A 23,672-nucleotide genomic window follows, 5' to 3' on the forward strand; every position below is an offset into this window, starting at 1 on the left:
TTGTCGTCGCCGGAGATTTGCCGTGGATTCTTCCCTTCGCCAGCGCTCCGCGCCAGACTGTCGGCCATGCCAATCCAGACCCTTTCCCGACTCGCCGATATGGACGCCCGCCAGTGGGATGCAATGCTGCCGGACGACCAGCCCTTCCTGCGCCATGCGTTCCTGTCGGCGCTGGAGGAAAGCGGTAGCGTCGGCGGTCGCACCGGCTGGACGCCCGCGCACCGGGTGCTGGCAGGCGACGACGGACGCCTGCTCGCCGCCGCACCTGCCTACCTGAAAAGCCATTCCTATGGCGAATACGTATTCGACTGGAGCTGGGCCGATGCCTGCCAGCGCGCGGGCATCCGCTACTACCCCAAGCTGCTGGTCGGCATTCCCTTCACTCCGGTGGCCGGCGCCCGGTTGCTGGGCAAGCCGGACGCCGCCCTGAGCCTGGTCGGCGCGCTGGCGGCGGAGGTGGACGAGGCGCGCTGCTCCGGCGTGCACGTGAACTTCACCGATGCCGCCACGGATGCCTTGCTTGGCGCCGCCGACGGCTGGCTGGAGCGCCTGGGCTGCCAGTACCACTGGAGCAATCGCGGCTATCGTGACTTCCAGGACTTTCTCGACGCGCTGAGCTCGCGCAAGCGCAAGCAACTGCGCAAGGAGCGCGAGCAGGTTGCCGGGCAGGGGATCGACTTCGTCTGGATGGAAGGCGGCGAGCTATCCGAGGCGCACTGGGACTTTGTCCATGCCTGTTACAGCAGTACCTACGAGGTGCGCGGGCAGGAGCCCTATCTGCAACGGGCATTCTTCAGCCTGTTGGGCGAGCGCATGCCCGAGGCCGTCCGCGTGGTGTTCGCCCATCGAGGCGGGCGTCCGGTGGCGATGGCTTTCAGCCTGGTCGGCGGTGACACGCTCTACGGCCGTTACTGGGGATGCCTGGCGGAGTTCGATCGCCTGCATTTCGAAACCTGCTTCTATCAGGGCCTGGATTTCGCCATCGGCCACGGTCTGGGTCGTTTCGACGCCGGGGCGCAGGGCGAACACAAGTTGATCCGCGGTTTCGAGCCGGTAATCACGCGTTCCTGGCATCGCCTGGGGCATCCGGGTTTGCGTGACGCGGTGAGGGAATTCCTGGAACAGGAACGGGCCGGGGTTCTGGCGTACGCGCAGGAAGCGCGGGCGGCGTTGCCGTACCGGCAGGACGGTAGCGATTAGGATCGCCCCCCGATCGCCGCCACTGGCTCGCGGGGGTTGGCCAGGACGGCCGGAGGGCGATGTTCGCTAAGGCTCAGCCCTGGCTGGTGCTGCCACCCCATTCGAGGAAGCGCACCTTGTGCGTTTCGCCCTGGTGGTCCTGGTAGACCATGTATGCCGGAACGATGCCGACCTTGCCGGAGTTGTCGGTGCGGTGCAGCACCTTGTCGACGTCCAGCGCCATGCCGTAGTGGTACTCGGTGATGGGCAGATCGGCGCCGGGAGTCTTGATTGCGTCCTGGGCAAAGGCCATTGGGGCGAGGCTGGAAATCACAGCCGACACGACAGAGGCAAGCTTCATTCTGATATTCCTCGGTGAACGGACTCGGTGAATGGGTTGAAGCCCCACCGGGGAGCTCTGGCATCTGGTGTCTGTCCTGGGGTCCAGACAGGGCAGGGGGCGATGCTTCAGGCGTCCATCAGGTGGCGGGGCACGGGAGTGATATTTCCATCCCGGGCGCCCGCCGAGAAATTGATGTGCTTGCTAATGAAGATTGATGCAGGTGATGCGGCGGTCTGTCGCAGGTCGGATTGCGGGATGACCTCTGCAGGCGCTCAGTCAGGGCGTCCAGTCGCGCCAGTGCTCGCACTCGCCGCGACACTGGCCGGGGCAGGCGCAGCCGGATCGGCTGCGCCCGGTGGCTTTTTCCATGCGCCGGGCCACTTCGTCATCATCGGCGAAGGGCAGCATGCTGGCCTCGTCGATGCCGCGATCACGGTGCGCCCGCAGGCTCCAACTGACGCCCAGATGGAGCACCAGCAGGCCGGCCAATCCAAGCCACAGCGTCATCTCAGGCCATCCGCTCGGCGCTGAGCATCGCCTGGGGCTGTGCGTGGCGCACCGTCCTCCAGGTGTTCCAGGCCATCAGCAGCATGCCGCAGAGGAACATCAGGCCGCCGGTCATGCGCACCACGAAGCCCGGGTGGCTGGCCTGCAGGGCCTCGACGAAGGAGTAGGTGAGGGTGCCGTCGGCGTTCACCGCACGCCACATCAGGCCCTGGGTGATGCCGTTGACCCACATCGAGGCGATGTACAGCACGGTACCGATGGTGGCCAGCCAGAAGTGCGCGTTGATCAGGCCGATGCTGTGCATCTGCTCGCGTCCGAAGACCTTCGGGATCAGGTGATAGAGCGAACCGATGGAAATCATGGCAACCCAGCCCAGCGCGCCGGCGTGTACGTGTCCGATGGTCCAGTCAGTGTAGTGAGAGAGGGCGTTGACGGTCTTGATCGCCATCATCGGGCCTTCAAAGGTGGACATGCCATAGAAGGCCAGCGACACGACCAGGAAGCGCAGGATCGGGTCGGTACGCAACTTATGCCAGGCACCCGATAGGGTCATCATGCCGTTGATCATGCCGCCCCAGCTCGGCGCCAGCAGGATCAGGGACATCACCATGCCCAAGGACTGTGCCCAGTCCGGCAGGGCGGTGTAGTGCAGGTGGTGCGGGCCTGCCCAGATGTAGAGGGTGATCAGCGCCCAGAAGTGCACGATGGACAGCCGGTAGGAGTAGACCGGCCGGCCGGCCTGCTTGGGTACGAAGTAGTACATCATGCCGAGGAAGCCGGTGGTCAGGAAGAAGCCCACGGCGTTGTGCCCGTACCACCACTGCACCATCGCGTCGGTGGCGCCGGAGTACACCGGATAGGACTTGAACCAGCTCACCGGGATCGACAGGTGGTTGACGATGTGCAGCATCGCGGTGACCACGATGAAGGCGGCGAAGAACCAGTTGCCCACGTAGATGTGCGAGGTCTTGCGCTTCATCAGGGTACCGAAGAACACCACTGCGTAGGCGACCCAGACGATGGCCATCCACACCGCGCCGGTGAATTCGATCTCGGCGTATTCCTTGGTGGTGGTGTAGCCCAGTGGGAGGCTGATCATCATCACCACGATCAGTGCCTGCCAGCCCCAGAAGGTGAAGGCGGCGAGGCTGTCGGAGAACAGCCGCGCCTGGCAGGTGCGCTGCACCGTGTAGTAGCTGGTGGCGAACAGTGCGCAGCCACCGAAGGCGAAGATCACCAGGCTGGTGTGCAACGGACGCAGGCGCCCGAAGCTGGTCCAGGGCAAGTCCAGGTTCAGTTGCGGCCAGACCAGTTGGGAGGCGATCAGTACCCCCATGCCCATGCCTACGACGCCCCATACCACTGTCATGATGGCGAACTGGCGGACTACCTTGTAGTTGTACGCCTGCTCCGTGCTTCTTGTGTTCATGCTGGATTCCCGCTTGTGTCAGAACGTCCGGACGCGCGGCCGGGTGGGGCGGCGGTGCGTTCCGGTGAGCGGGCAATCTAAGGAGATGTGTCGGCAGGAAACAGATTCAGATGGGGCGCGCAAATACGGATCAGCGGCCAGCGGCGCGGATTCAGGCGAGGTCCAGGCGCCCTGCGAGGAAATGCCGCAGGCGTTCCTGCAGGTAGTCCACGGCCTGTTCGTGGGCGAGATACTCGCTGACCTGCATCAGCCGCCAGTACTGGCCCTCGTCGCCGAAGCGAATGGCCGCGAACTCCTCCCGGTTCAGCCGTGCGACCAGGAACCAGGCCCACGGTGCGGGGCCGTGGGTGGCCGGGTAGCGCCGCTGCCATTCGATCCGCTGCTCGTCCAGGCGCAGTGAGAACTCTTCTTCCAGCTCGCGCAGCGCGCATTGCGCCGGGCTTTCGCCGCCTTCGCGGCCACCGCCGGGGAAGTCCCAGCAACCGGGATAGGGGATGCCGGGCTTTGCGTCGCGCTTGTAGACCACCAACTGGCCGGCATGGAACAGCGCAAGCTTGGCGCCGGTGAAGTCATCTTCGTGCCGCATGGCATCATTCCCCCTGCAAGTCGGCTAGTCTTTCCCGACTGCGGACGGTGCTTTGCCGCCCGCAAGCGCGTATGATGCGCGACCTTTTTATTCGTTGCATGCCACACCGGGAGGTGCCCAGATGACCGACACGCACGAAAACCTTGTTGAACTTACCCCAGCCCCGGCCGGCGAGAAACTGCAGAAAGTGCTCGCACGCATGGGCGTTGGCTCGCGTCGCGATGTCGAGGCCTGGATCGAAGAAGGCCGCGTCAAAGTCAACGGCGCCGTGGCGACCCTCGGCCAGCGCGTGGGCGACCGCGATGCCATCGCAGTCGACGATCGCCTGCTCAAGCGCGAGAAGATCGAAGAGCACGTCCGCCGCGTGCTGATCTACAACAAGCCCGAAGGCGAAGTCTGCACCCGCGACGACCCGGAAGGCCGCCCCACTGTGTTCGACCGTTTGCCGCGCCTGCGTAGCGGCCGCTGGATCAACGTCGGACGCCTGGACATCAATACTACCGGCCTGCTGATGTTCACCACCGACGGCGAGTTGGCCAACCGCCTGATGCACCCCTCCTACGAGATGGACCGCGAGTACGCGGTGCGCGTGCGTGGTGAAGTCGACGAAGAGATGATCGAGCGCCTGAAGGCCGGCGTGATGCTTGAAGACGGCCCGGCCAAGTTCAGCGACATCCAGGAAGCTCCGGGGGGCGAAGGCTTCAACCACTGGTACCACGTAGTAGTGATGGAAGGCCGTAACCGCGAAGTCCGTCGCCTCTGGGAATCCCAGGGCGTGGTGGTCAGCCGTCTGAAGCGTGTGCGCTTCGGACCGGTATTCCTGACCTCCGAGCTGACCATGGGCCGTTACCGCGAGATGGACCAGCGCGAGTTGGACATCCTCAGCGAAGAGGTCGGTCTGGCGCCGGTTGCTCTGCCGGCGGTTTCCACCAAGACCAAGGAAAAAGTCGAGCGCCAGGAACGCAAGCTCGGCAAGAAGCTGGCGCCCAGCGAGCGTCCGGGCCGCGGCTCGCGTTCGCGCAAGGAGCACGCCGAAGGCGAGCGTCCGCAGCGTGCACCGCGTCCGGCGGCAGGCGAGCGTCCGGCTCGCGCTCCCCGTGATGGAGAAGAGCGTCCAGCCCGCGCCCCGCGCAAGCCGCGCGAGGCTGGCAGTGATCGTCCGGCCCGCACTCCGCGCGACGGTGCCGACCGTCCGGCCCGCGGCCCGCGCAGTGACGCTGGCGAAGGCCGTGCGCCGCGCAAGCCGCGCGATACCGGTGGTGATCGCCCTGCTCGCGCTCCGCGCGACGGCGCTGATCGTCCGGCCCGAGGTCCGCGTGGCGATGCCGGCGAAGGCCGTGCTCCGCGCAAGGCGCCGAGCGATCGTCCGGTTCGCACCGATCGCGAGAAAGGTGCTCCGCTGGCCGAGCGTCCAGGCAAACCGGTTGCGCGCAAGCCGATCGCCAAGCGTCGTCCGCAAGCAGCGGGCGATGGCATGCGTCCAGGCTTCAAGCGCTGATCGTTGACTGAAAGGAAAAAAGGACTCCTTGGAGTCCTTTTTTCTTGCCTGCGATTTCGTAGGCGTCGTGCTTCGAGTTCGGAAGGGGAGTGATATCAACTGGCGAAAGCCAGCCGATTGCGCCCATCGCGCTTGGCCGAGTACAGCGCATCGTCGGCGCGACGCAGCAGGTCGTCCACCGACTCCCCGCCATTCAGCGTGGCGCAGCCCAGGCTGATCGACAGCGGCAAGCGCTTGCCGTCGACGGCCAGGTTCAGCTCCTCCACGGCACGCCGCAGCCGCTCGCCGACCTGGGCGGCGCTGCCGCCGGGCGTGTTGGAAAGCAGTACGAGAAACTCTTCGCCGCCGAAGCGGAAGACCATGTCGACGTTGCGCAGGCTGGCCTTGATGGCCGTCGCCACGGCGCGCAGGGCGTCGTCGCCGATGCTATGGCCGTAGGCATCATTGATCTGCTTGAAGTGGTCTAGATCGAGCATCAGCACCGACAACGGTTGCAGATGACGCCGGGCTACTTCTATTTCGCGGGTCAGCGCCTGGTCCATCGCGATGCGGTTGCCGGTGCCGGTCAGCGCATCACGCAGCGCCGACTGTACCGCGGCGCGATAAAGCAGCGCATTGCGCAGCGGGTAGAGAAGGCAGGCCATCAGCGACTCCAACTGGACCAGCTCGGCCTCGCTGAAGCGCTGGCGGCGGCGGAAACACAGCTCGCCAAGGTATTCGCTATCGTGGGTCAGGCGGTAGTCGGCGCTGTGCTGTGCCGAATCGCCGAACTCCAGGTGCAGGTCGGCACCGGCGTGATGGTAGGCCAGGTACTCCACCGGCAGCAGGTGCTGCATTTCGCGGAAGAACACCGCGAGGATGCGCTCAGCCTCCAGGCTTGCCTGCAACTTAAGGTTCAATTGCTGGCGCAATTCCAGCAGGTCGAGCGGGCGTTTCGATGGCTGGCGGGGCTGGCTGGCCAGGCGCTGGAGCTTGGCGGCATCGAAATCGATGGTGTTGGACTGCTTGGGGGGAACCATGACGCGAGGCAACCTCTGACGCATTTGAACTGGCGACAGGAGGGACAGAGCGATTTCCGTGCCAGCCCTCGAAAAGTCTCTAAAAGACGGCGTATGGACCGACGGAAGGTGGTTTGGGTTCCGAAACGGGAGAGATTTCGTCAGAAGTCTGGCGAAATGATGGCACTTGGCCGGAGGGGCAGAACAGATGCAGCCAGAAAACCGGCGCAAAGCAGCGCCCATCCTGGCGGGGATGGGCGCCTGAGCTGGCACGTCAGTGCTGGTAATCAGTCCTGGGCGTTGAAGGCCTGGCCGTTGACGCCCTTGCTATCCGGCCCCATCAGGTAGAGGTAGACCGGCATGATTTCCTCGGGCAGCGGGTTGTTCAGCGGGTTCTCGCCCGGGTAGGCGTGGGCGCGCATGCCGGTGCGGGTGGCGCCGGGGTTGACGCTGTTGGAGCGCACGCTGCTGATGTCCTCGCACTCGTCGGCCAGGACCTGCATCAGGCCCTCGGTGGCGAACTTCGAAACCGCGTAGGCGCCCCAGTAGGCGCGGCCCTTACGGCCAACGCTGCTGGAGGTGAAGATCACCGAGGCGTCTTCGGAGAGCTTGAGCAGCGGCAGCAGGGTCTGGGTGAGGCTGAACATGGCGTTGACGTTCACCTGCATGACGCGGGTGAAGTTGTCGGTGGAAATCTGTTCGATGGGCGAGCGCAGGCCAAGGATCGAGGCGTTGTGCAGCAGGCCGTCGAGCTTGCCGAATTCGTTCTCGATGGTCGCTGCCAGTTCATCGTACTGGTGCGGCAGGGTGGTTTCGAGGTTCAGCGGGATCACCACCGGTTCCGGATGGCCGGCGGCGACGATCTGGTCGTAGACCTCGTTGAGGTTGTCTTCGGTCTTGCCCAGCAGCAGCACGGTGGCGCCGTGGGCGGCGAAGGTACGGGCAGCGGCGGCGCCGATGCCGCGGCCGGCGCCGGTAATCAGGATCACGCGGCCCTGCAGGAGGTCGGGGCGGGCGGAGTACTGGAACATGGAATCTCCTTGGCGGAGCCTGTCAGCGCAGGCTCCCGGGGCTCAGCAGGAACAGAGGGCGCGGTCGAGGACCGCCAGCAGGTCTCGCGGGTGGTCGACGATGACATCAGCGCCCCAGTGGGCGGGGTTGTCGTCCGGGTGGATGTAGCCGTAGCGCACCGCAGCGGTCTTGGTGCCGGCTGCGCGGCCGGATTCGATATCGCGCAGGTCGTCCCCGATGAACAGCACCTGCGATGGCTCCACGCTCAACTGGTCACAGGCCAGCAGCAGCATTTCCGGGTCGGGCTTGCTGTTCTTCACATGATCGGGGCAGACCAGCACGGCCGAACGTTTGGCCAGGCCCAACTGCTGCATGATCGGCTCGGCGAAGCGCACCGGCTTGTTGGTCACCACGCCCCAGATCAGGCGGGCCCGCTCGATGCTTTCGAGCAGCTCGGGAATGCCATCGTAGGGGCGGGTCTTTATCGCGCAATGGTTCTGGTAACGGTCGAGGAACTCCTGGCGCAGGATCTCGAAACCAGGGGCTTCCGGATCTATGTCGAAGGCGGCGGCGACCATTGCGCGCGCACCGCCGGAGACCACGTCCTGGATACGCTGGTCGTCGACTGGCGGTTTGCCGTGTGCTGCGAGCATCGCCTGGCAGACGGCGATGAAGTCCGGCGCGGTATCCAGCAGCGTGCCATCCATGTCGAAGAGAACCGCTCTGAGCATGCGACTCACTCCTCCCGCAGGGTCTGGATCATGTAGTTGACGTCGACATCGTCGGCCAGCTTGTAGTGCTTGGTCAGCGGGTTGTAGGTCAGGCCGGTGATGTCCTTGACTGCCAGGCCCGCGTCGCGCGACCAGGCGCCCAGCTCGGAGGGACGGATGAACTTCTTGAAGTCGTGGGTGCCGCGCGGCAGCAGGCGCATCACGTATTCCGCGCCGACGATGGCGAACAGGTAGGCCTTCGGGTTGCGGTTGATGGTGGAGAAGAACACCTGGCCGCCGGGCTTGACCATCTTGTGGCAGGCGCGGATTACCGAGGCTGGGTCCGGTACGTGTTCGAGCATTTCCAGGCAGGTAACCACGTCGAACTGGCCAGGCATCTCTTCGGCCAGGTCCTCGGCGGTGATGCGCCGGTATTCCACCGGAACACCGGATTCGAGCTGGTGCAACTGGGCCACGGCCAACGGTGCTTCGCCCATGTCGATGCCGGTGACGGTGGCGCCACGCTGGGCCATCGCCTCGCTGAGGATGCCGCCGCCGCAGCCGACGTCGAGCACCTTCTTGCCGGCGAGGCCGACGCGCTCGTCGATCCAGTTGACCCGCAACGGGTTGATGTCGTGCAGGGGCTTGAACTCGCTTTCGCGGTCCCACCAGCGGTGGGCGAGGGCCTCGAATTTGGCAATCTCGGCGTGGTCGACGTTGCTCATGGTGTCCCTATTGTTCAAAAAGCTGGAAACAGAGGCTGACTATGATGCCAGCTTCGGGGAGAGGATGGGGCGCGGCATGTCAGATTGTCGCAGCGGCGGCCCACGCCGGAGCCGCCGCTGCGTGAGGTGAGCGTCAGGCGCCGGCGATGCGCCGACCCCACTCGCCAGCCACGGCTATCAGGCGTTCCTCGTCCAGGCGAGTCAGCTTGCCGCCGTCCAGCAATTGCTTGCCGCCGACCCAGACGTGGCGCACGCAGTCGCGACCGCTGGCATAGATAAGCTGGGACACCGGCTCGTAGACCGGTTGCTGCGCCAGGCCGGAGAGATCGAATGCGGTCAGGTCGGCGGCCTTGCCAAGCTCCAGCGAGCCGGTTTCCTGCTCCATGCCCAGTGCGCGGGCGCCGTTCAGAGTGGCCATGCGCAGGGCGCGATGGGCGTCCAGTGCGGTGGCCTGGCCGGCCACTGCCTTGGCCAGCAGCGCGGCCGTGCGGGTCTCGCCGAGCAGATCGAGGTCGTTGTTGCTGGCGGCGCCGTCGGTACCGATGGCGACGTTGACGCCGGCCTGCCACAGGCGCTCCACCGGGCAGAAGCCGCTGGCCAGCTTGAGGTTGGATTCCGGGCAGTGCACCACCGAACTGTTGGTTTCCACCAGCATCGCCAGGTCGTCTTCGCTCACCTGGGTCATGTGCACGGCCTGGAAGCGCGGGCCGAGAAGGCCGAGGCGGTGCAGGCGGGCCAGCGGCCGCTCGCCGTTCTTCTCCAGCGCCTGCTGGACTTCGAAGGCGGTCTCGTGGACGTGCATGTGGATGCCGGCGTCCAGCTCCTCGGCCAGCATCAGGATGTTTTCCAGCTTGTCGTCGCTGACGGTATAGGGCGCGTGGGGGCCGAAGGCCACCTTGATTCGCGGGTGGTGCTTGAGATCGTCGCGCAGCGCCAGACCCTGGCGGATCGCATCGTCGGCGTCGCGGGCGCCGGGGACCGGGAAGTCCAGCACCGGCACGCTGATCTGCGCGCGCAGCCCCGACTTGTGCACGGCCTCGCAGGCGACCTGCGGGTGGAAGTACATGTCGGAGAAGCAGGTGATGCCCCCTTTGAGCTGTTCGGCGATGGCCAGTTCGGTGCCATCGCGGACGAAGTCCTCGCCGACCCACTTGGCCTCTGCCGGCCAGATGTGCTCCTGCAGCCAGGTCATCAGCGCCAGGTCGTCGGCCAGTCCGCGGAACAGGCTCATGGCGGCGTGGCCGTGGGCGTTGATCAGGCCGGGGGAGAGCAGCATGCCGGGCAGTTCGCGGGTTTCAACTGTCGGATGGCGCAACGCCTCGGCACGTGGTGCGAGCAGGGCGATGCGGCCATCGCGGATGCCCAGTGCGTGGTCGCGCAGGACGATGCCGGCAGGTTCCACGGGGACTATCCAGGTGGGGAGCAGAAGCAGGTCGAGCGGGACTTTGGCGGTGGGCATGGAGCGCATCCTGGGCGCGATGGATAAAGGGCGGCAGTATAGCCGAGCGCCGCTGGTCCGGGCTCGTTATACTCCGCCGCTTTCCCCGCTCGTGCGGGGCTGTGCTTGGGGGCCGGGGAGCGGTCCGCGACTTCATTCGAATGACGAGGTGTTCCATGCGTGAGCGACTGTTGGCGGCCGAACGGGTTACGGCCATTGATTGGCGCAAGGGCACCCTCCGCCTGCTGGACCAGCGCCTGCTGCCGCTGGAGGAAACCTGGCTGACCTACGAGACGGCCGCAGGCGTGGCCGAAGCGATCCGCCTGATGGTCGTGCGTGGCGCGCCGGCGATCGGCATTGCCGCTGCCTATGGCATGGTGCTTGGGCTGCGCGCCCGGCTGGCCGTTGGAGGCGACTGGCGGGCTGCGCTGGAGGCCGATTTCAGCGTGCTGGCCGAGTCGAGGCCTACCGCGGTCAACCTGTTCTGGGCGCTGAATCGCATACGCGATCGCCTGGATCGCCTCAAACCGGCCGAGGATCCGCTGGCTGTGCTGGAGGCCGAAGCCATCGCCATCCACGAGAGCGACCGCGAGGCCAACCTGACGATGGCGCAACTGGGCGTGGAGCTGATCCGCAAGCAGCACGGCGGGCCGCAGAAGATTCTCACCCACTGCAATACCGGTGCCCTGGCGACCGGCGGGTTCGGCACCGCGCTGGGGGTGATTCGCGCGGCGCATCTGGAAGGGCTGGTCGAGCGTGTCTATGCCGATGAGACGCGCCCCTGGTTGCAGGGCGCGCGCCTGACCGCCTGGGAGCTGGCCAACGAGAACGTGCCTGTCACTCTCAATGTCGACGCGGCGGCGGCGCATCTGATGAAAACCGAGAGCATCACCTGGGTCATCGTCGGCGCCGACCGCATCACTGCCAATGGCGACGTGGCCAACAAGATCGGTACTTATCAACTGGCGGTCAATGCCATGCACCACGGGGTGCGTTTCATGGTGGTGGCGCCCAGTTCGACCATCGACATGGGGCTGGAGAGCGGGGAAGACATCCCGATCGAGGAGCGTGATGGTCGCGAACTGCTGGAAATCGGCGGAAAGCGCGTGGCGGCGGAGGTCGAAGCCTATAACCCGGTCTTCGATGTGACTCCGGCGGACTTGATCGATGCGATTGTGACCGAGCGCGGCGTGGTCGAGCGTCCCGACGCGGAGCGCATGGCTCAGTTGATGAGCCGCAAACGCCTGCATTGACGGTGCTTGCGGCAATTCATCGTGGGGCTTGGGCGAGGGTAGGGTTTGACCCTGGCTTGTGGTAAGCTCCGACGGTTCTTGATGGGGCATTTTTCCGGCCCCCACAGCATCGCGGATCAGCGGCCAAGTCGTTGATTTGTAGAGAGTCGGTGGCGCTTTGATGGCGCACCGCGCTCCGTCGGGCTCAGGACGAGCGTGACGGAGTCCCATTTGAAAAAGGAACCAGGCTTCTCATGGGCGAACTGGCCAAAGAAATCCTCCCGGTCAACATCGAAGACGAACTCCGACAGTCCTACCTCGATTACGCCATGAGCGTGATCGTCGGTCGTGCCCTGCCCGATGCACGCGATGGCTTGAAGCCCGTGCACCGGCGCGTCCTGTACGCCATGAGCGAACTGGGCAACGACTGGAACAAGCCCTACAAGAAATCCGCCCGTGTGGTCGGCGACGTGATCGGTAAGTACCACCCGCACGGCGACATCGCGGTGTACGACACCATCGTCCGTATGGCGCAGCCGTTCTCGCTGCGCTACATGCTGGTGGATGGCCAGGGCAACTTCGGTTCGGTGGACGGCGATAACGCCGCGGCCATGCGATACACCGAAGTGCGCATGGCCAAGCTCGCCCATGAGCTGCTGGCGGACCTGGACAAGGAAACGGTCGACTGGGTGCCCAACTACGACGGCACCGAGCAGATCCCGGCGGTCATGCCGACCAAGATCCCGAACCTGCTGGTCAACGGCTCCAGCGGCATCGCCGTGGGCATGGCGACCAACATCCCGCCGCACAACCTCACCGAGGTGATCGACGGCTGCCTGGCACTGATGGACAACCCCGAGCTGTCCATCGATGAGCTGATGAACTACATCCCCGGCCCGGACTTCCCGACCGCGGGCATCATCAACGGCCGCGCGGGCATCATCGAGGCCTATCGCACCGGTCGTGGCCGCATCTATATCCGTGCCCGCGCCAACATCGAGGACATGGAGAAGGGCGGCAACCGCCAGCAGATCATCATCACCGAGCTGCCCTACCAGCTGAACAAGGCCCGCCTGATCGAGAAGATCGCCGAGCTGGTGAAAGAGAAGAAGATCGAAGGCATCACCGAGCTGCGCGACGAGTCGGACAAGGACGGCATGCGCGTGGTCATCGAGCTGCGCCGCGGCGAAGTGGGCGAGGTCGTGCTGAATAACCTCTACGCCCAGACCCAGTTGCAGAGCGTCTTCGGCATCAACGTGGTGGCTCTGGTCGATGGCCAGCCGCGCACGATGAACCTCAAGGAGATGCTCGAGGTCTTCATCCGTCACCGCCGTGAAGTGGTGACCCGCCGGACCGTGTACGAGCTGCGCAAGGCCCGCGAACGCGGCCATATCCTCGAAGGCCAGGCCGTCGCCCTGTCGAACATCGACCCGGTGATCGAACTGATCAAGACTTCGCCGACCCCGGCCGAAGCCAAGGAACGCCTGATCGCCACCGCCTGGGAGTCCAGCGCCGTGGAGGCGATGGTCGAGCGCGCCGGCGCCGATTCCTGCCGTCCGGAGGACCTGGACCCGCAGTACGGTCTGCGCGAAGGCAAGTACTACCTGTCGCCGGAACAGGCCCAGGCTATTCTGGAGCTGCGTCTGCACCGCCTGACCGGCCTGGAGCACGAGAAGCTCCTGTCCGAATACCAGGAAATCCTCGCCCTGATCGGCGAACTGATCCGCATCCTGACCAGCCCCGAGCGCCTGATGGAAGTCATCCGCGAGGAGCTGGAGAAGGTCAAGGCCGAGTTCGGCGACGCCCGCCGCACCGAGATCGTCGCGTCGCAGATGGACCTGACCATCGCCGATCTGATCACCGAAGAAGAGCGCGTGGTGACCATCTCCCACGGCGGCTACGCCAAGTCCCAGCCGCTGGCCGCCTACGAGGCCCAGCGTCGCGGCGGCAAGGGCAAGTCTGCCAGTGGCGTGAAGGACGAGGATTACATCGAGCACCTGCTGGTCGCCAACAGCCACGCCACGCTGCTGCTGTTCTCCAGCAAGGGCAAGGTCTACTGGCTGCGCACCTTCGAGATTCCGGAAGCCTCGCGTACCGCCCGTGGCCGTCCGCTGGTGAACCTGCTGCCGTTGGACGAGGGCGAGCGCATCACCGCGATGCTGCAGATCGACCTGGAGGCCGTGCGCGCCCAGTTCGCCGGTGAAGAAGGCGATGACGACGACGTGGTCGCCGAGCAGGTCGCCGAAGTGGTGGAAGCCGAAGAGGGCGAAGAGGGCGACGACGCCGACTTCAGCCAGGACGAGCCGACCGGCGCGTACATCTTCATGGCCACCATGAAAGGCACCGTGAAGAAAACCCCGCTGATCCAGTTCACCAAGCCGCGCTCCAACGGCCTGATCGCCCTGAAGCTGGAAGAGGGCGACTCGCTGATCGCCGCCGCCATCACCGACGGTTCGAAGGACGTGATGATGTTCTCCAACGCCGGCAAGGTGATCCGCTTCAAGGAAAGCAAGGTGCGCATCATGGGCCGTAACGCCCGTGGCGTGCGCGGCATGCGCCTGGCCGAAGACCAGCGCATCATCTCCATGCTGATCCCGGAATGCCGCGAGGCGCAGATTCTCACCGCCTCCGAGCGCGGCTACGGCAAGCGCACCCCGCTGGCCGACTACCCGCGTCGCGGTCGTGGCGGCCAGGGCGTGATCGCCATGGTGATCAACGAGCGCAACGGTAATCTGGTGGGTGCCGTGCAAGTGCTGGACGGCGAGGAAATCATGCTGATTTCCGACCAGGGCACTCTGGTGCGTACCCGTGTCGACGAAGTTCGCGGGGCAGGCCGTAATACCCAGGGCGTGATCCTCATCAAGCTGGCCGCCGACGAAACCGTCGTGGGCCTGGAGCGTGTGCAGGAGCCTACCGTCGTGGAAGACGACGTCATTGACGGCGAGATCGTCGAGGGCGAAGTGTCGGAAGAGAACCCAGAAGCAGGCGAAGCCGCGGCTGAACAAGCCCCGCAGGCCAGCGAAGACTGATAGCGAGAGTGGATGTGAGCAAGCGAGCCTTTAACTTCTGCGCAGGTCCTGCTGCGCTTCCTACCGAGGTGCTGGAGCGCGCCCGTGCCGAACTGCTGGACTGGCAGGGCAAGGGCCTGTCGGTCATGGAAATGAGCCACCGCAGCGACGACTACGTGGCCATTGCCGAGAAGGCCGAACAGGACCTGCGCGACCTGATGGGTGTGCCGTCGAACTACAAGGTGCTGTTCCTGCAGGGCGGCGCCAGTCAGCAGTTCGCCGAAATCCCGCTGAACCTGCTGCCCGAAGACGGCGTGGCGGACTACGTGGAAACTGGCATCTGGTCGAAGAAGGCCATCGAAGAGGCTCGCCGCTACGGCAACGTCAACGTGGTCGCCAGTGCGTCCAAGTACGACTACTTCGCCATTCCCGGCCAGAACGAGTGGAACCTGACTCCGGGCGCCGCCTACCTGCACTATGCGTCCAACGAGACCATCGGCGGCCTGGAGTTCGACTGGATTCCCGAAGTCGGCGACGTCCCGCTGGTGGTGGACATGTCCTCGGACATTCTCTCTCGCCCGACCGACGTGTCGAAGTTCGGCCTGATCTATGCCGGTGCGCAGAAGAACATCGGCCCGAGTGGCCTGGTGGTCGTCATCGTTCGCGAAGACCTGCTGGGCCGCGCCCGCAGCATCTGCCCGACCATGCTCAACTACAAGGTCGCCGCCGATAACGGCTCCATGTACAACACCCCGGCCACCTATTCCTGGTACCTCTCCGGCCTGGTCTTCCAGTGGCTGAAGGAGCAGGGTGGCGTCGACGCGATGGAGAAGCGCAACCGTGCCAAGAAGGACATGCTGTACGGCTTCATCGACAGCAGCGACTTCTACACCAACCCGATCCAGCCCAGTGCCCGCTCCTGGATGAACGTGCCGTTCCGCCTGGCTGACGAGAAGCTCGACAAGGCCTTCCTCGAAGGTGCCGACGCGCGCGGCCTGCTCAACCTGAAGGGCCACCGTTCGGTGGGCGGCATGCGTGCCTCCATCTATAACGCCCTGGGCCTGGATGCCATCGAGGCGCTGGTCGCCTACATGGCCGAGTTCGAGAAGGAGCGCGGCTGATGAGCGACGCTGACCAGCTCAAGGCTTTGCGCGTACGCATCGACAGCCTCGACGAGAAGATCCTCGAGCTGATCAGCGAACGCGCCCGCTGTGCCACCGACGTGGCGCGGGTGAAAATGGCCTCACTGGCCGAAGGCGAGAAGCCGGTGTTCTACCGGCCCGAGCGCGAGGCCTGGGTGCTCAAGCACATCATGGAGCTGAACAAGGGGCCGCTGGACAACGAGGAAGTCGCTCGTCTGTTCCGCGAGATCATGTCCTCCTGCCTGGCCCTGGAACAACCGCTGAAAGTGGCCTACCTCGGCCCTGAGGGCACCTTCACCCAGGCCGCTGCGCTCAAGCATTTCGGCCATGCGGTGATCAGCACGCCGATGGCTGCCATCGACGAAGTATTCCGCGAGGTTGCCGCCGGTGCGGTGAATTTCGGCGTGGTGCCTGTTGAAAACTCCACCGAGGGCGCGGTCAACCACACCCTCGACAGCTTCCTCGAACACGATCTGGTGATCTGTGGCGAGGTTGAGCTGCGCATCCACCATCACTTGCTGGTGGGCGAGAACACCAAGACCGACAACATCACCCGCATCTACTCTCACGCCCAGTCCCTGGCCCAGTGCCGCAAGTGGCTGGACGCGCATTACCCGAACGTCGAGCGCGTGGCTGTCTCCAGCAACGCCGATGCCGCCAAGCGGGTGAAGAGCGAGTGGAACAGCGCGGCGATTGCCGGCGACATGGCAGCCAGCCTTTACGGCCTGGACAAGCTGCACGAGAAGATAGAGGACCGCCCGGACAACTCCACGCGCTTCCTCATCATCGGCAACCAGGAAGTGCCGCCTACCGGTGACGACAAGACCTCGGTCATCGTTTCCATGCGCAACAAGCCTGGTGCGCTGCATGAGCTGCTGGTGCCGTTCCACACCAACGGCATCGACCTGACCCGCATCGAAACCCGCCCGTCGCGCAGCGGCAAGTGGACCTACGTGTTCTTCATCGATTTCGTTGGCCACCACAAGGACCCGCTGATCAAGGACGTTCTGGAAAAGATCAACAGCGAAGCCGTCGCCCTCAAGGTGCTGGGCTCGTACCCGAAAGCGGTTCTTTGATTCGGCTGCAGGCCGCAGGCGCCGCTTCGAAAGGGGCGAACCACGACTGCGGCCTGGAGCGCCAAGCCTGAGGCCATTCCATGAGCTGTGATTTCCTTGCCCTGGCCCAGCCGGGCGTGCAGAAACTTTCCCCCTATGTTCCCGGCAAGCCGGTCGACGAGCTGGCCCGCGAGCTGAAGCTCGACCCCGCCGGTATCGTCAAGCTGGCGAGCAACGAGAACCCGCTGGGCCCAAGCCCGAAGGCGCTGGAAGCCATCCGCGCCGAACTGGCCGAGCTGACCCGCTACCCCGATGGCAACGGCTTCGAGCTGAAGAGCCGCCTGGCTGCCCGTTGTGGCGTCGGCACCGCGCAGGTCACCCTGGGCAATGGCTCCAACGACATCCTCGACCTGGTGGCCCGTGCCTATCTTGCGCCCGGCCTGAACGCCGTGTTCAGCCAGTACGCCTTCGCCGTCTACCCGATCTCCACCCAGGCCGTCGGCGCCCAGGGCAAGGTCGTGCCGGCGAAAGACTGGGGCCATGACCTGGAAGCCATGCTGGCGGCCATCGATGCCAACACCCGCGTGGTCTTCATCGCCAACCCGAACAACCCCACCGGCACCTGGTTCGGCCCGGATGCGCTGGAGCGCTTCCTGTCGCAGGTTCCGGAAAACGTCCTGGTGGTACTCGACGAGGCCTACATCGAGTACGCCGAAGGGGAGGAGCTGCCGGACGGCCTGAAGTACCTGGCCCGCTATCCGAACCTGCTGGTCTCGCGCACCTTCTCCAAGGCCTACGGCCTGGCGTCGCTGCGCGTCGGCTACGCGATCTCCTCGGCGCAGGTCGCCGACGTGCTCAACCGCGTGCGCCAGCCGTTCAACGTCAACAGCCTGGCTTTGGCGGCGGCCTGCGCCGCGCTGGAGGATGCCGAGTACCTGGCCGAAGGCAAACGTATCAACGACGAAGGCATGGCGCAGTTGGAAAGCGGTCTGCGCGCCCTGGGCCTGCAGTGGATCCCTTCCAAGGGCAATTTCATTGCCGTGGACCTCAAGCGCGATGCCGGCCCGATCTATCAGGCCCTCCTGGCCGAAGGCGTGATCGTTCGCCCGGTGGCTGGTTACGGTATGCCGCAGCATCTGCGCATCTCCATCGGCCTGCCAGCCGAGAACGCCCGTTTCCTCGAAGCGCTGGCCAGGGTGCTCGACCGTGCCTGATATGCAGCAGCGCAAGCTCCGCCGACTGGTGGTGGTGGGGCTGGGTCTGATCGGCGGCTCCTTCGCCAAGGGTATCCGCGAGAAGGGGCTGTTCGACGAAGTGGTCGGTGTCGATCGCGACCAGGAAACCCGTCGCCTGGCTGTGGAGCTGGGCGTGGTCGACCGTTGCGAGGAAAGCCTCGGCACCGGCTGCCGGGACGCCGACGTGATCCAGTTGGCCGTCCCGATCCTGGCGATGGAAAAGGTGCTTGCCGAACTGTCTACCTTCGACCTGGGCAACGCCATTCTCACCGACGTGGGTAGCGCCAAAGGCAACGTGGTGCGCGCGGCCAGGGCGGTATTCGGCGGCATGCCCGCGCGCTTCGTTCCCGGCCACCCTATCGCAGGCTCCGAGCAGAGCGGCGTAGAGGCGGCCAATGCAAAATTGTTCCGCCGTCATAAAGTCATCCTCACGCCGCTGGATAATGCCGATGTGGACGCTGTCCAGTGCATCGAAGCGCTCTGGCGCGAGTTGGGCGCGGATGTCGAGCAGATGGCGGTCGAGCATCACGACGAAGTGCTGGCGGCCACCAGCCACCTACCGCACCTGCTGGCATTCACGCTGGTCGACTCGTTGGCCAAACGCAGTGAGAATCTGGAAATCTTCCGTTATGCCGCTGGTGGCTTCCGCGATTTCACGCGGATCGCCGGCAGCGACCCGGTGATGTGGCACGACATCTTCCTCGCCAACCGCGGGGCGGTGCTGCGCATCCTCGACGTATTCCGCGACGACCTCGATGCCCTGCGCGAGGCCGTCGACAAGGGGGACGGGCAGCAACTGATGGGCGTCTTCACCCGAGCCCGTGTTGCCCGCGAGCATTTCAGCAAAATCCTGGCCCAACGGGCCTATGTGGACGCCATGCACAACAATGACCTGATTTTCCTGGCCCAGCCGGGTGGCCGCCTTTCCGGACGCATTCGCGTACCGGGCGACAAGTCCATTTCCCATCGCTCGATCATGCTCGGCTCTCTGGCCGAGGGTACGACCGAGGTGCAGGGCTTCCTGGAAGGCGAAGATGCTCTGGCCACCATCCAGGCATTCCGCGACATGGGTGTGGTCATCGAAGGCCCGCATCACGGCCGCGTGACCGTCCACGGTGTTGGCCTGCATGGCCTGAAGCCGCCGCCCGGACCGATTTACCTGGGCAACTCCGGCACCTCCATGCGCCTGCTCAGCGGCCTGCTCGCGGCCCAGCCGTTCGACTCGACCCTGACTGGTGACCCCTCGCTGTCCAAGCGTCCGATGAATCGCGTGGCCAAGCCGCTGCGTGAAATGGGTGCCGTTATCGAGACCGGCCCGGAAGGCCGCCCGCCGCTGACTATCCGTGGCGGCCACAAGCTCACCGGCATGCACTACGACATGCCGATGGCCAGCGCCCAGGTGAAATCCTGCCTGCTGCTCGCCGGCCTGTACGCCGCCGGCGAAACCTCCACCACCGAGCCGGCCCCGACCCGCGACCACACCGAGCGCATGCTGCGCGGCTTCGGCTACCCGGTGGAGGTGCAGGGCGCCACGGCGAAAGTCGAGTCTGGCCACAAGCTCACCGCTACTTCGATCGAAGTCCCGGCGGACATTTCTTCCGCCGCCTTCTTCCTGGTTGCCGCCAGCATCGCCGAAGGTTCCGACCTGACCCTGGAGCACGTCGGCATCAACCCGACCCGCACCGGCGTCATCGACATCCTCAAGCTCATGGGCGCCGATATCACCCTGGAAAACCAGCGCGAAGTGGGCGGCGAGCCGGTGGCGGACATTCGTGTTCGTTCTGCGCAGCTCAAGGGTATCGACATCCCCGAAGACCTGGTGCCGCTGGCTATCGACGAGTTCCCGGTGCTCTTCGTCGCTGCCGCTTCTGCCTCCGGTCGTACCGTGCTGCGCGGCGCGGAAGAGCTGCGGGTGAAGGAATCCGACCGCATCCAGGTGATGGCCGATGGTTTGATCGCCTTGGGTGTCAAGGCCGAGCCGACCCCGGATGGCATCATCATCGAAGGCGGCGCCTACGGTGGCGGTGAAGTCTGGAGTCACGGTGACCATCGTATCGCCATGTCCTTCAGCGTGGCTTCGCTGCGCGCCAGCGCGCCAATCCGCATCCACGACTGCGCCAACGTCGCGACCTCCTTCCCGAACTTCCTCGGGTTGGCTGCGGGAGCGGGCATTCGCGTCGCCGAGGAGAAAAAGTGATGAGCGGCGAATGGCCGGTCGTCGCCATCGACGGCCCCAGCGGCTCCGGCAAGGGCACTGTTGCCGGCCTGCTGGCCAAGCGCCTGGGCTGGAATCTGCTGGATTCGGGGGCACTGTATCGTCTGCTGGCATTCGCAGCCGGTAACCACGGCATCGACCTGACCAACGAGGAGGCCCTCAAGGTCCTGGCTGCCCACCTCGATGTACAGTTCACCCACGGCAAAGGCGGGCAGGGCCAGCACATTATCCTCGAAGGCGAGGAAGTCACCGACGTGATCCGTACCGAGCAGGTCGGCGCCGGGGCCTCCCAGGTCGCCGCGCTACCGGCGGTACGCGATGCGCTGCTGCAGCGCCAGCGCGCCTTCCTCGAAGCGCCGGGCCTGGTGGCGGACGGCCGCGACATGGGCACCGTCGTATTTCCCGATGCGCCTCTGAAGATATTCCTCACCGCTTCTGCCGAAGAGCGCGCCCGTCGCCGCTACCTGCAGTTGAAGAACAAGGGCATCGACAGCGACCAGGCACAACTGGCCGAAGAAATCCGCACCCGTGACGAGCGTGACAGTCAGCGTGCTGTGGCACCGCTGAAGCCGGCGGATGGCGCGATTCTGCTCGACTCCACCGATCTCGGCATCGAAGAGGTGCTCGAACGCCTTTACGCGGAAGTAGCTCGCCTCGGCCTCACCGAGTAATGCCTGATTTCCGCCCGGTAATCCGGGCGGGGATTCCACTCGATAGGAAAAGCCCTCAGCTTTTACGGAACCTTCCCGTATCGGGGGCTCCTTCCAGCCCCCCACCATACCCGCCTGTTCATTCAAGGGCTGTTCGCCCGTGGCGGATATGTTTGGTCGGGGGGGGCGCTTGTTCAATTGTTTCACACCAGCCTGCCGTCGAACGCTGATCGACCGTGCAGAACTGACTCTCTCGCTGGCCAGGCGAGAGGTCGAATCCCGCTATCACGGTGCGATGCTCGGAAGGCTCTGGGTGTTTCTCGCGCCGTTCCTCATGCTGATGGTCTACACCTTCGTCTTCGGCCACATCCTCAGGGCCCGTTGGGGGGCTGCCCAGGACAACACCTCATTCGCCCTCACGCTGTTCGCCGGTCTGCTGCTTAACGGCATGTTCGGTGAAAGCCTGTCCCGAGCCGCCGTGGTCATGCACAACCACAGCAACTATGTGAAGAAGCTGGTCTTTCCCACAGAGGTATTACCGCTGTCATTGGTCGCGGCCTCACTGGTCAATTCCGGTATTGGCTACTTGATCATTGTCGTAGCCATGCTCCTGCTGAATCACCCGCCAGGCCTGTGGGTGGTATTCCTGCCGCTGTCGCTCCTGCCATTTCTCCTGTGCGTAACAGGGCTGACGTTCATGATCGCTGCATTCGGCGCCTATTTCCGCGACGTCAACCAGATCGTGCAGTTCCTGCTGGTGTTGCTGCTGTTCCTCAGCCCGGTGCTCTATCCAATGACCTCGCTGCCGGAAGATGTGCGCCATTACCTCCTGCTCAATCCACTGACCATTCCGGTCGAGATGGTACGTGCGCTTCTCTTCGGCACGCCGATGCCGCCCACCGCACAGATTGCCGCCTACAGCCTGGCATCCGTGTTGCTCCTGATATGCGGAGTCTGGTTGTTCCTGCGAGTAAGAGGCGGTTTTGCCGATGTGCTCTGATGCAGTCATGGAGGCCGGCAAGATGGATCTGCTTGGGCAGCGCCTGATATGCAAGGGGTTGGTCAGCGAGCAGGAGATCGAACGTGCTCTGGAACTGCAGAGTCGTATCGGCGGGCGTATTGGCGCAATCCTGATGCGCTCCGGAGCAATTTCCGAAACCGCGCTGTTGGATGTTCTATCCGAACAGTTGCAATTGCCTCTGGTGGGAAGGGATGTGCCCTTGCCTATGCCAACATCGCTGATTTCCCTGCTCGAGAGCTCGCCGATACGGATCGATTGGCTAATCGCCGAACAAGTGGTGCTCTGGGAGGATGGCGACACAGTGCTGATCGCGGCACGAGACCCTCTGGAGCCCTCATTGCGTGAAGTGCTGCGGCAGTTTTTCCCAGAGCGGCGGCTGCAAGGAGTGCTGAGTCGCTCCCAGGATCTCGATGCGTGGCTGCAGGTACTGGTGGAGCATGTCCAGCGCGAGGGTTGGCGTTCCGGGATATTCGCCGAAGACGATGTTCGCCACTTGCGCGAAATGGCCGAAGAGGCGCCGGTCGTTGAATTGGTCAATAACATCATCGGGCAAGCCGTCGAGAAGCGCGCGTCGGACATTCACATCGAACCTCGGGAGTTCAGCTTCCACGTGCGTTTCCGTGTCGATGGTGTACTGCAGGCTCAGTTGACCCTGCCTCGCGAGCGCTTTGCCGCCGTCGTTTCGCGCATCAAACTAATTTCGGCAATTGATATCGCCGAACGCCGCTTGCCGCAGGATGGTCGGATGACGGTGCGAGTGGGCGGGCAGGAAATGGACATCCGGGTTTCCAGCTTGCCGGGCGTACATGGGGAATCGGTGGTGATGCGCCTATTGCCGAAGGTACGCGAAGGGTTGCGCCTGGAAAGCCTGGGCATGCTGCCCGATCATCTGGAGCTGATGCGCGTATGGACGAGTGAGCCACATGGCATTGTGTTGGTGACCGGCCCTACTGGTTCGGGCAAGTCGACGACTCTCTATGGCGGGTTGGAGTCGATCAATGATGGAGTGCGCAAGATCATCACTGTTGAGGACCCAGTGGAATACCAGGTCCCCAACATCACGCAGGTGCAAGCGCACTCGGAGATCGGGCTGACATTCGCCGCGGCCTTGCGCTCCATCCTGCGGCAAGACCCTGACGTCATCATGATTGGTGAGATTCGAGACCTGGAAACAGCGGAGATTGCCGTTCAGTCCTCTCTTACAGGTCACCTGGTTTTCTCCACGCTCCACACCAACGACGCCGTCAGCGCATTCACGCGCCTCATCGACATGGGGGTCGAACCTTTCCTGGTGGCATCCCCTGTACGAGGTGTACAGGCGCAACGGTTGGTACGCAATCTTTGTCAACACTGCTCCCAGCCTCAGCGCCCAGCACTCGATGCGAAGGAACTTGATGCGATCGACGAGGCGGCAAAGAAGCTTTTTCCGCAACAGGAAGCGAGGTGGATGAGTGCCTCTGGATGTTCGCATTGCCAGGGCACCGGTTATCGAGGGCGACTTGGCATCTACGAAATGATCGACGTGCTTCCGCAGATGCAGGAACTGATCATGCAGCGTGCGCCGGTTGAACACATGCGCCGTCTTGCAAGCAGCCAGGGGTTCCGAACGCTGCGCGAGGACGGGTTCATCAAGGCATGGCTGGGGCTGACGTCAGTTGACGAAGTCCACCGTGTCACCAGTGGATGACTG

Annotated in this window: 20 protein-coding genes; 11 read left to right on the top strand and 9 right to left on the bottom strand. The window is 64.4% G+C overall.

Translation table 11 applies throughout. The features are described from left to right. Positions 1-66 precede the first annotated feature (66 nt). Positions 67-1,200 carry a GNAT family N-acetyltransferase gene (locus OU419_RS09275; RefSeq protein ID WP_254471877.1) on the top strand — a complete coding sequence of 378 codons (1,134 nt, stop codon included), beginning with the start codon at positions 67-69 and terminating at the stop codon, positions 1,198-1,200. A gap of 73 nt (positions 1,201-1,273) precedes the next feature. On the opposite strand, the gene OU419_RS09280 is transcribed toward OU419_RS09275, so the two are convergent. The 4 genes from OU419_RS09280 to OU419_RS09295 form a co-directional block, all read right to left on the bottom strand. Beyond that, positions 1,274-1,540, bottom strand: coding sequence for a DUF2790 domain-containing protein (locus OU419_RS09280; RefSeq protein WP_254471878.1), 267 nt, complete (start codon positions 1,538-1,540; stop codon positions 1,274-1,276). A gap of 258 nt (positions 1,541-1,798) precedes the next feature. Further along, positions 1,799-2,029: a cbb3-type cytochrome c oxidase subunit 3 gene (locus tag OU419_RS09285; RefSeq protein WP_254471879.1), complete on the bottom strand. Its 231-nt coding sequence runs from the start codon at positions 2,027-2,029 to the stop codon at positions 1,799-1,801. A 1-nt stretch (position 2,030) separates the two neighbouring features. Beyond that, a complete protein-coding gene (gene ccoN, locus OU419_RS09290) occupies positions 2,031-3,458 on the bottom strand; it encodes a cytochrome-c oxidase, cbb3-type subunit I (protein ID WP_254471880.1) in 1,428 nt (475 codons plus the stop codon). A gap of 151 nt (positions 3,459-3,609) precedes the next feature. Then, the gene (locus tag OU419_RS09295; protein ID WP_254471881.1) at positions 3,610-4,044 is read right to left on the bottom strand and encodes an NUDIX hydrolase; all 435 of its coding nucleotides are present in this window, start codon (positions 4,042-4,044) and stop codon (positions 3,610-3,612) included. Positions 4,045-4,165: 121 nt separating this feature from the next. Here OU419_RS09295 and rluB point away from each other — a divergent pair, with 121 nt between their 5' ends. Next, positions 4,166-5,542: a 23S rRNA pseudouridine(2605) synthase RluB gene (gene rluB / locus OU419_RS09300; protein ID WP_408004933.1), complete on the top strand. Its 1,377-nt coding sequence runs from the start codon at positions 4,166-4,168 to the stop codon at positions 5,540-5,542. 95 nt (positions 5,543-5,637) lie between these two features. On the opposite strand, the gene OU419_RS09305 is transcribed toward rluB, so the two are convergent. From OU419_RS09305 to OU419_RS09325, 5 genes are all read right to left on the bottom strand, one after another. Beyond that, positions 5,638-6,561 carry a GGDEF domain-containing protein gene (locus tag OU419_RS09305; RefSeq protein ID WP_254471882.1) on the bottom strand — a complete coding sequence of 308 codons (924 nt, stop codon included), beginning with the start codon at positions 6,559-6,561 and terminating at the stop codon, positions 5,638-5,640. Between the two features lie 266 nt (positions 6,562-6,827). Beyond that, complete coding sequence (locus tag OU419_RS09310; RefSeq protein WP_254471883.1) at positions 6,828-7,571, bottom strand: YciK family oxidoreductase; 744 nt, start codon at positions 7,569-7,571, stop codon at positions 6,828-6,830. Between the two features lie 42 nt (positions 7,572-7,613). Next, positions 7,614-8,291, bottom strand: coding sequence for an N-acetylmuramic acid 6-phosphate phosphatase MupP (gene mupP / locus OU419_RS09315; protein ID WP_254471885.1), 678 nt, complete (start codon positions 8,289-8,291; stop codon positions 7,614-7,616). After that, positions 8,288-8,986, bottom strand: a complete 699-nt coding sequence (gene ubiG, locus OU419_RS09320) for a bifunctional 2-polyprenyl-6-hydroxyphenol methylase/3-demethylubiquinol 3-O-methyltransferase UbiG (RefSeq protein WP_254471886.1) — start codon at positions 8,984-8,986, stop codon at positions 8,288-8,290. Before ubiG ends, mupP begins: the two co-directional genes overlap by 4 nt. 133 nt (positions 8,987-9,119) lie before the next feature. Continuing rightward, positions 9,120-10,445 carry a TRZ/ATZ family hydrolase gene (locus OU419_RS09325; protein WP_254471888.1) on the bottom strand — a complete coding sequence of 442 codons (1,326 nt, stop codon included), beginning with the start codon at positions 10,443-10,445 and terminating at the stop codon, positions 9,120-9,122. Positions 10,446-10,600: 155 nt separating this feature from the next. Between OU419_RS09325 and mtnA the strand changes: the two genes are divergently transcribed. The 9 genes from mtnA (at position 10,601) to OU419_RS09370 (ending at position 23,669) form a co-directional block, all read left to right on the top strand. Then, positions 10,601-11,677 carry an S-methyl-5-thioribose-1-phosphate isomerase gene (gene mtnA, locus OU419_RS09330; RefSeq protein WP_254471890.1) on the top strand — a complete coding sequence of 359 codons (1,077 nt, stop codon included), beginning with the start codon at positions 10,601-10,603 and terminating at the stop codon, positions 11,675-11,677. 233 nt (positions 11,678-11,910) lie between these two features. Then, entirely contained in the window at positions 11,911-14,685 is a 2,775-nt protein-coding gene (gene gyrA, locus OU419_RS09335) for a DNA gyrase subunit A (RefSeq protein ID WP_254471892.1), read from the top strand. A gap of 14 nt (positions 14,686-14,699) precedes the next feature. Further along, positions 14,700-15,785: a 3-phosphoserine/phosphohydroxythreonine transaminase gene (gene serC / locus OU419_RS09340; protein WP_254471893.1), complete on the top strand. Its 1,086-nt coding sequence runs from the start codon at positions 14,700-14,702 to the stop codon at positions 15,783-15,785. Continuing rightward, entirely contained in the window at positions 15,785-16,882 is a 1,098-nt protein-coding gene (gene pheA / locus OU419_RS09345) for a prephenate dehydratase (protein ID WP_254471894.1), read from the top strand. The genes serC and pheA overlap by 1 nt, the downstream gene beginning before the upstream one ends. An 80-nt stretch (positions 16,883-16,962) precedes the next feature. Next, the gene (hisC, locus tag OU419_RS09350; protein ID WP_254471895.1) at positions 16,963-18,075 is read left to right on the top strand and encodes a histidinol-phosphate transaminase; all 1,113 of its coding nucleotides are present in this window, start codon (positions 16,963-16,965) and stop codon (positions 18,073-18,075) included. A gap of 1 nt (position 18,076) precedes the next feature. After that, on the top strand, positions 18,077-20,293 hold the full coding sequence (locus OU419_RS09355; RefSeq protein ID WP_254472201.1) for a bifunctional prephenate dehydrogenase/3-phosphoshikimate 1-carboxyvinyltransferase: 2,217 nt from the start codon (positions 18,077-18,079) through the stop codon (positions 20,291-20,293). Beyond that, positions 20,293-20,982, top strand: coding sequence for a (d)CMP kinase (gene cmk, locus OU419_RS09360; RefSeq protein ID WP_254471896.1), 690 nt, complete (start codon positions 20,293-20,295; stop codon positions 20,980-20,982). The genes OU419_RS09355 and cmk overlap by 1 nt, the downstream gene beginning before the upstream one ends. 148 nt (positions 20,983-21,130) lie before the next feature. Continuing rightward, the gene (locus OU419_RS09365) at positions 21,131-21,961 is read left to right on the top strand and encodes an ABC transporter permease (RefSeq protein ID WP_302328961.1); all 831 of its coding nucleotides are present in this window, start codon (positions 21,131-21,133) and stop codon (positions 21,959-21,961) included. After that, positions 21,951-23,669, top strand: a complete 1,719-nt coding sequence (locus tag OU419_RS09370) for a GspE/PulE family protein (RefSeq protein ID WP_408004934.1) — start codon at positions 21,951-21,953, stop codon at positions 23,667-23,669. The genes OU419_RS09365 and OU419_RS09370 overlap by 11 nt, the downstream gene beginning before the upstream one ends. Positions 23,670-23,672 lie beyond the last annotated feature (3 nt).

The sequence above is a fragment of the Pseudomonas triclosanedens genome, assembly GCF_026686735.1.
GTDB classification, from domain to species: Bacteria; Pseudomonadota; Gammaproteobacteria; order Pseudomonadales; family Pseudomonadaceae; genus Pseudomonas; species Pseudomonas triclosanedens.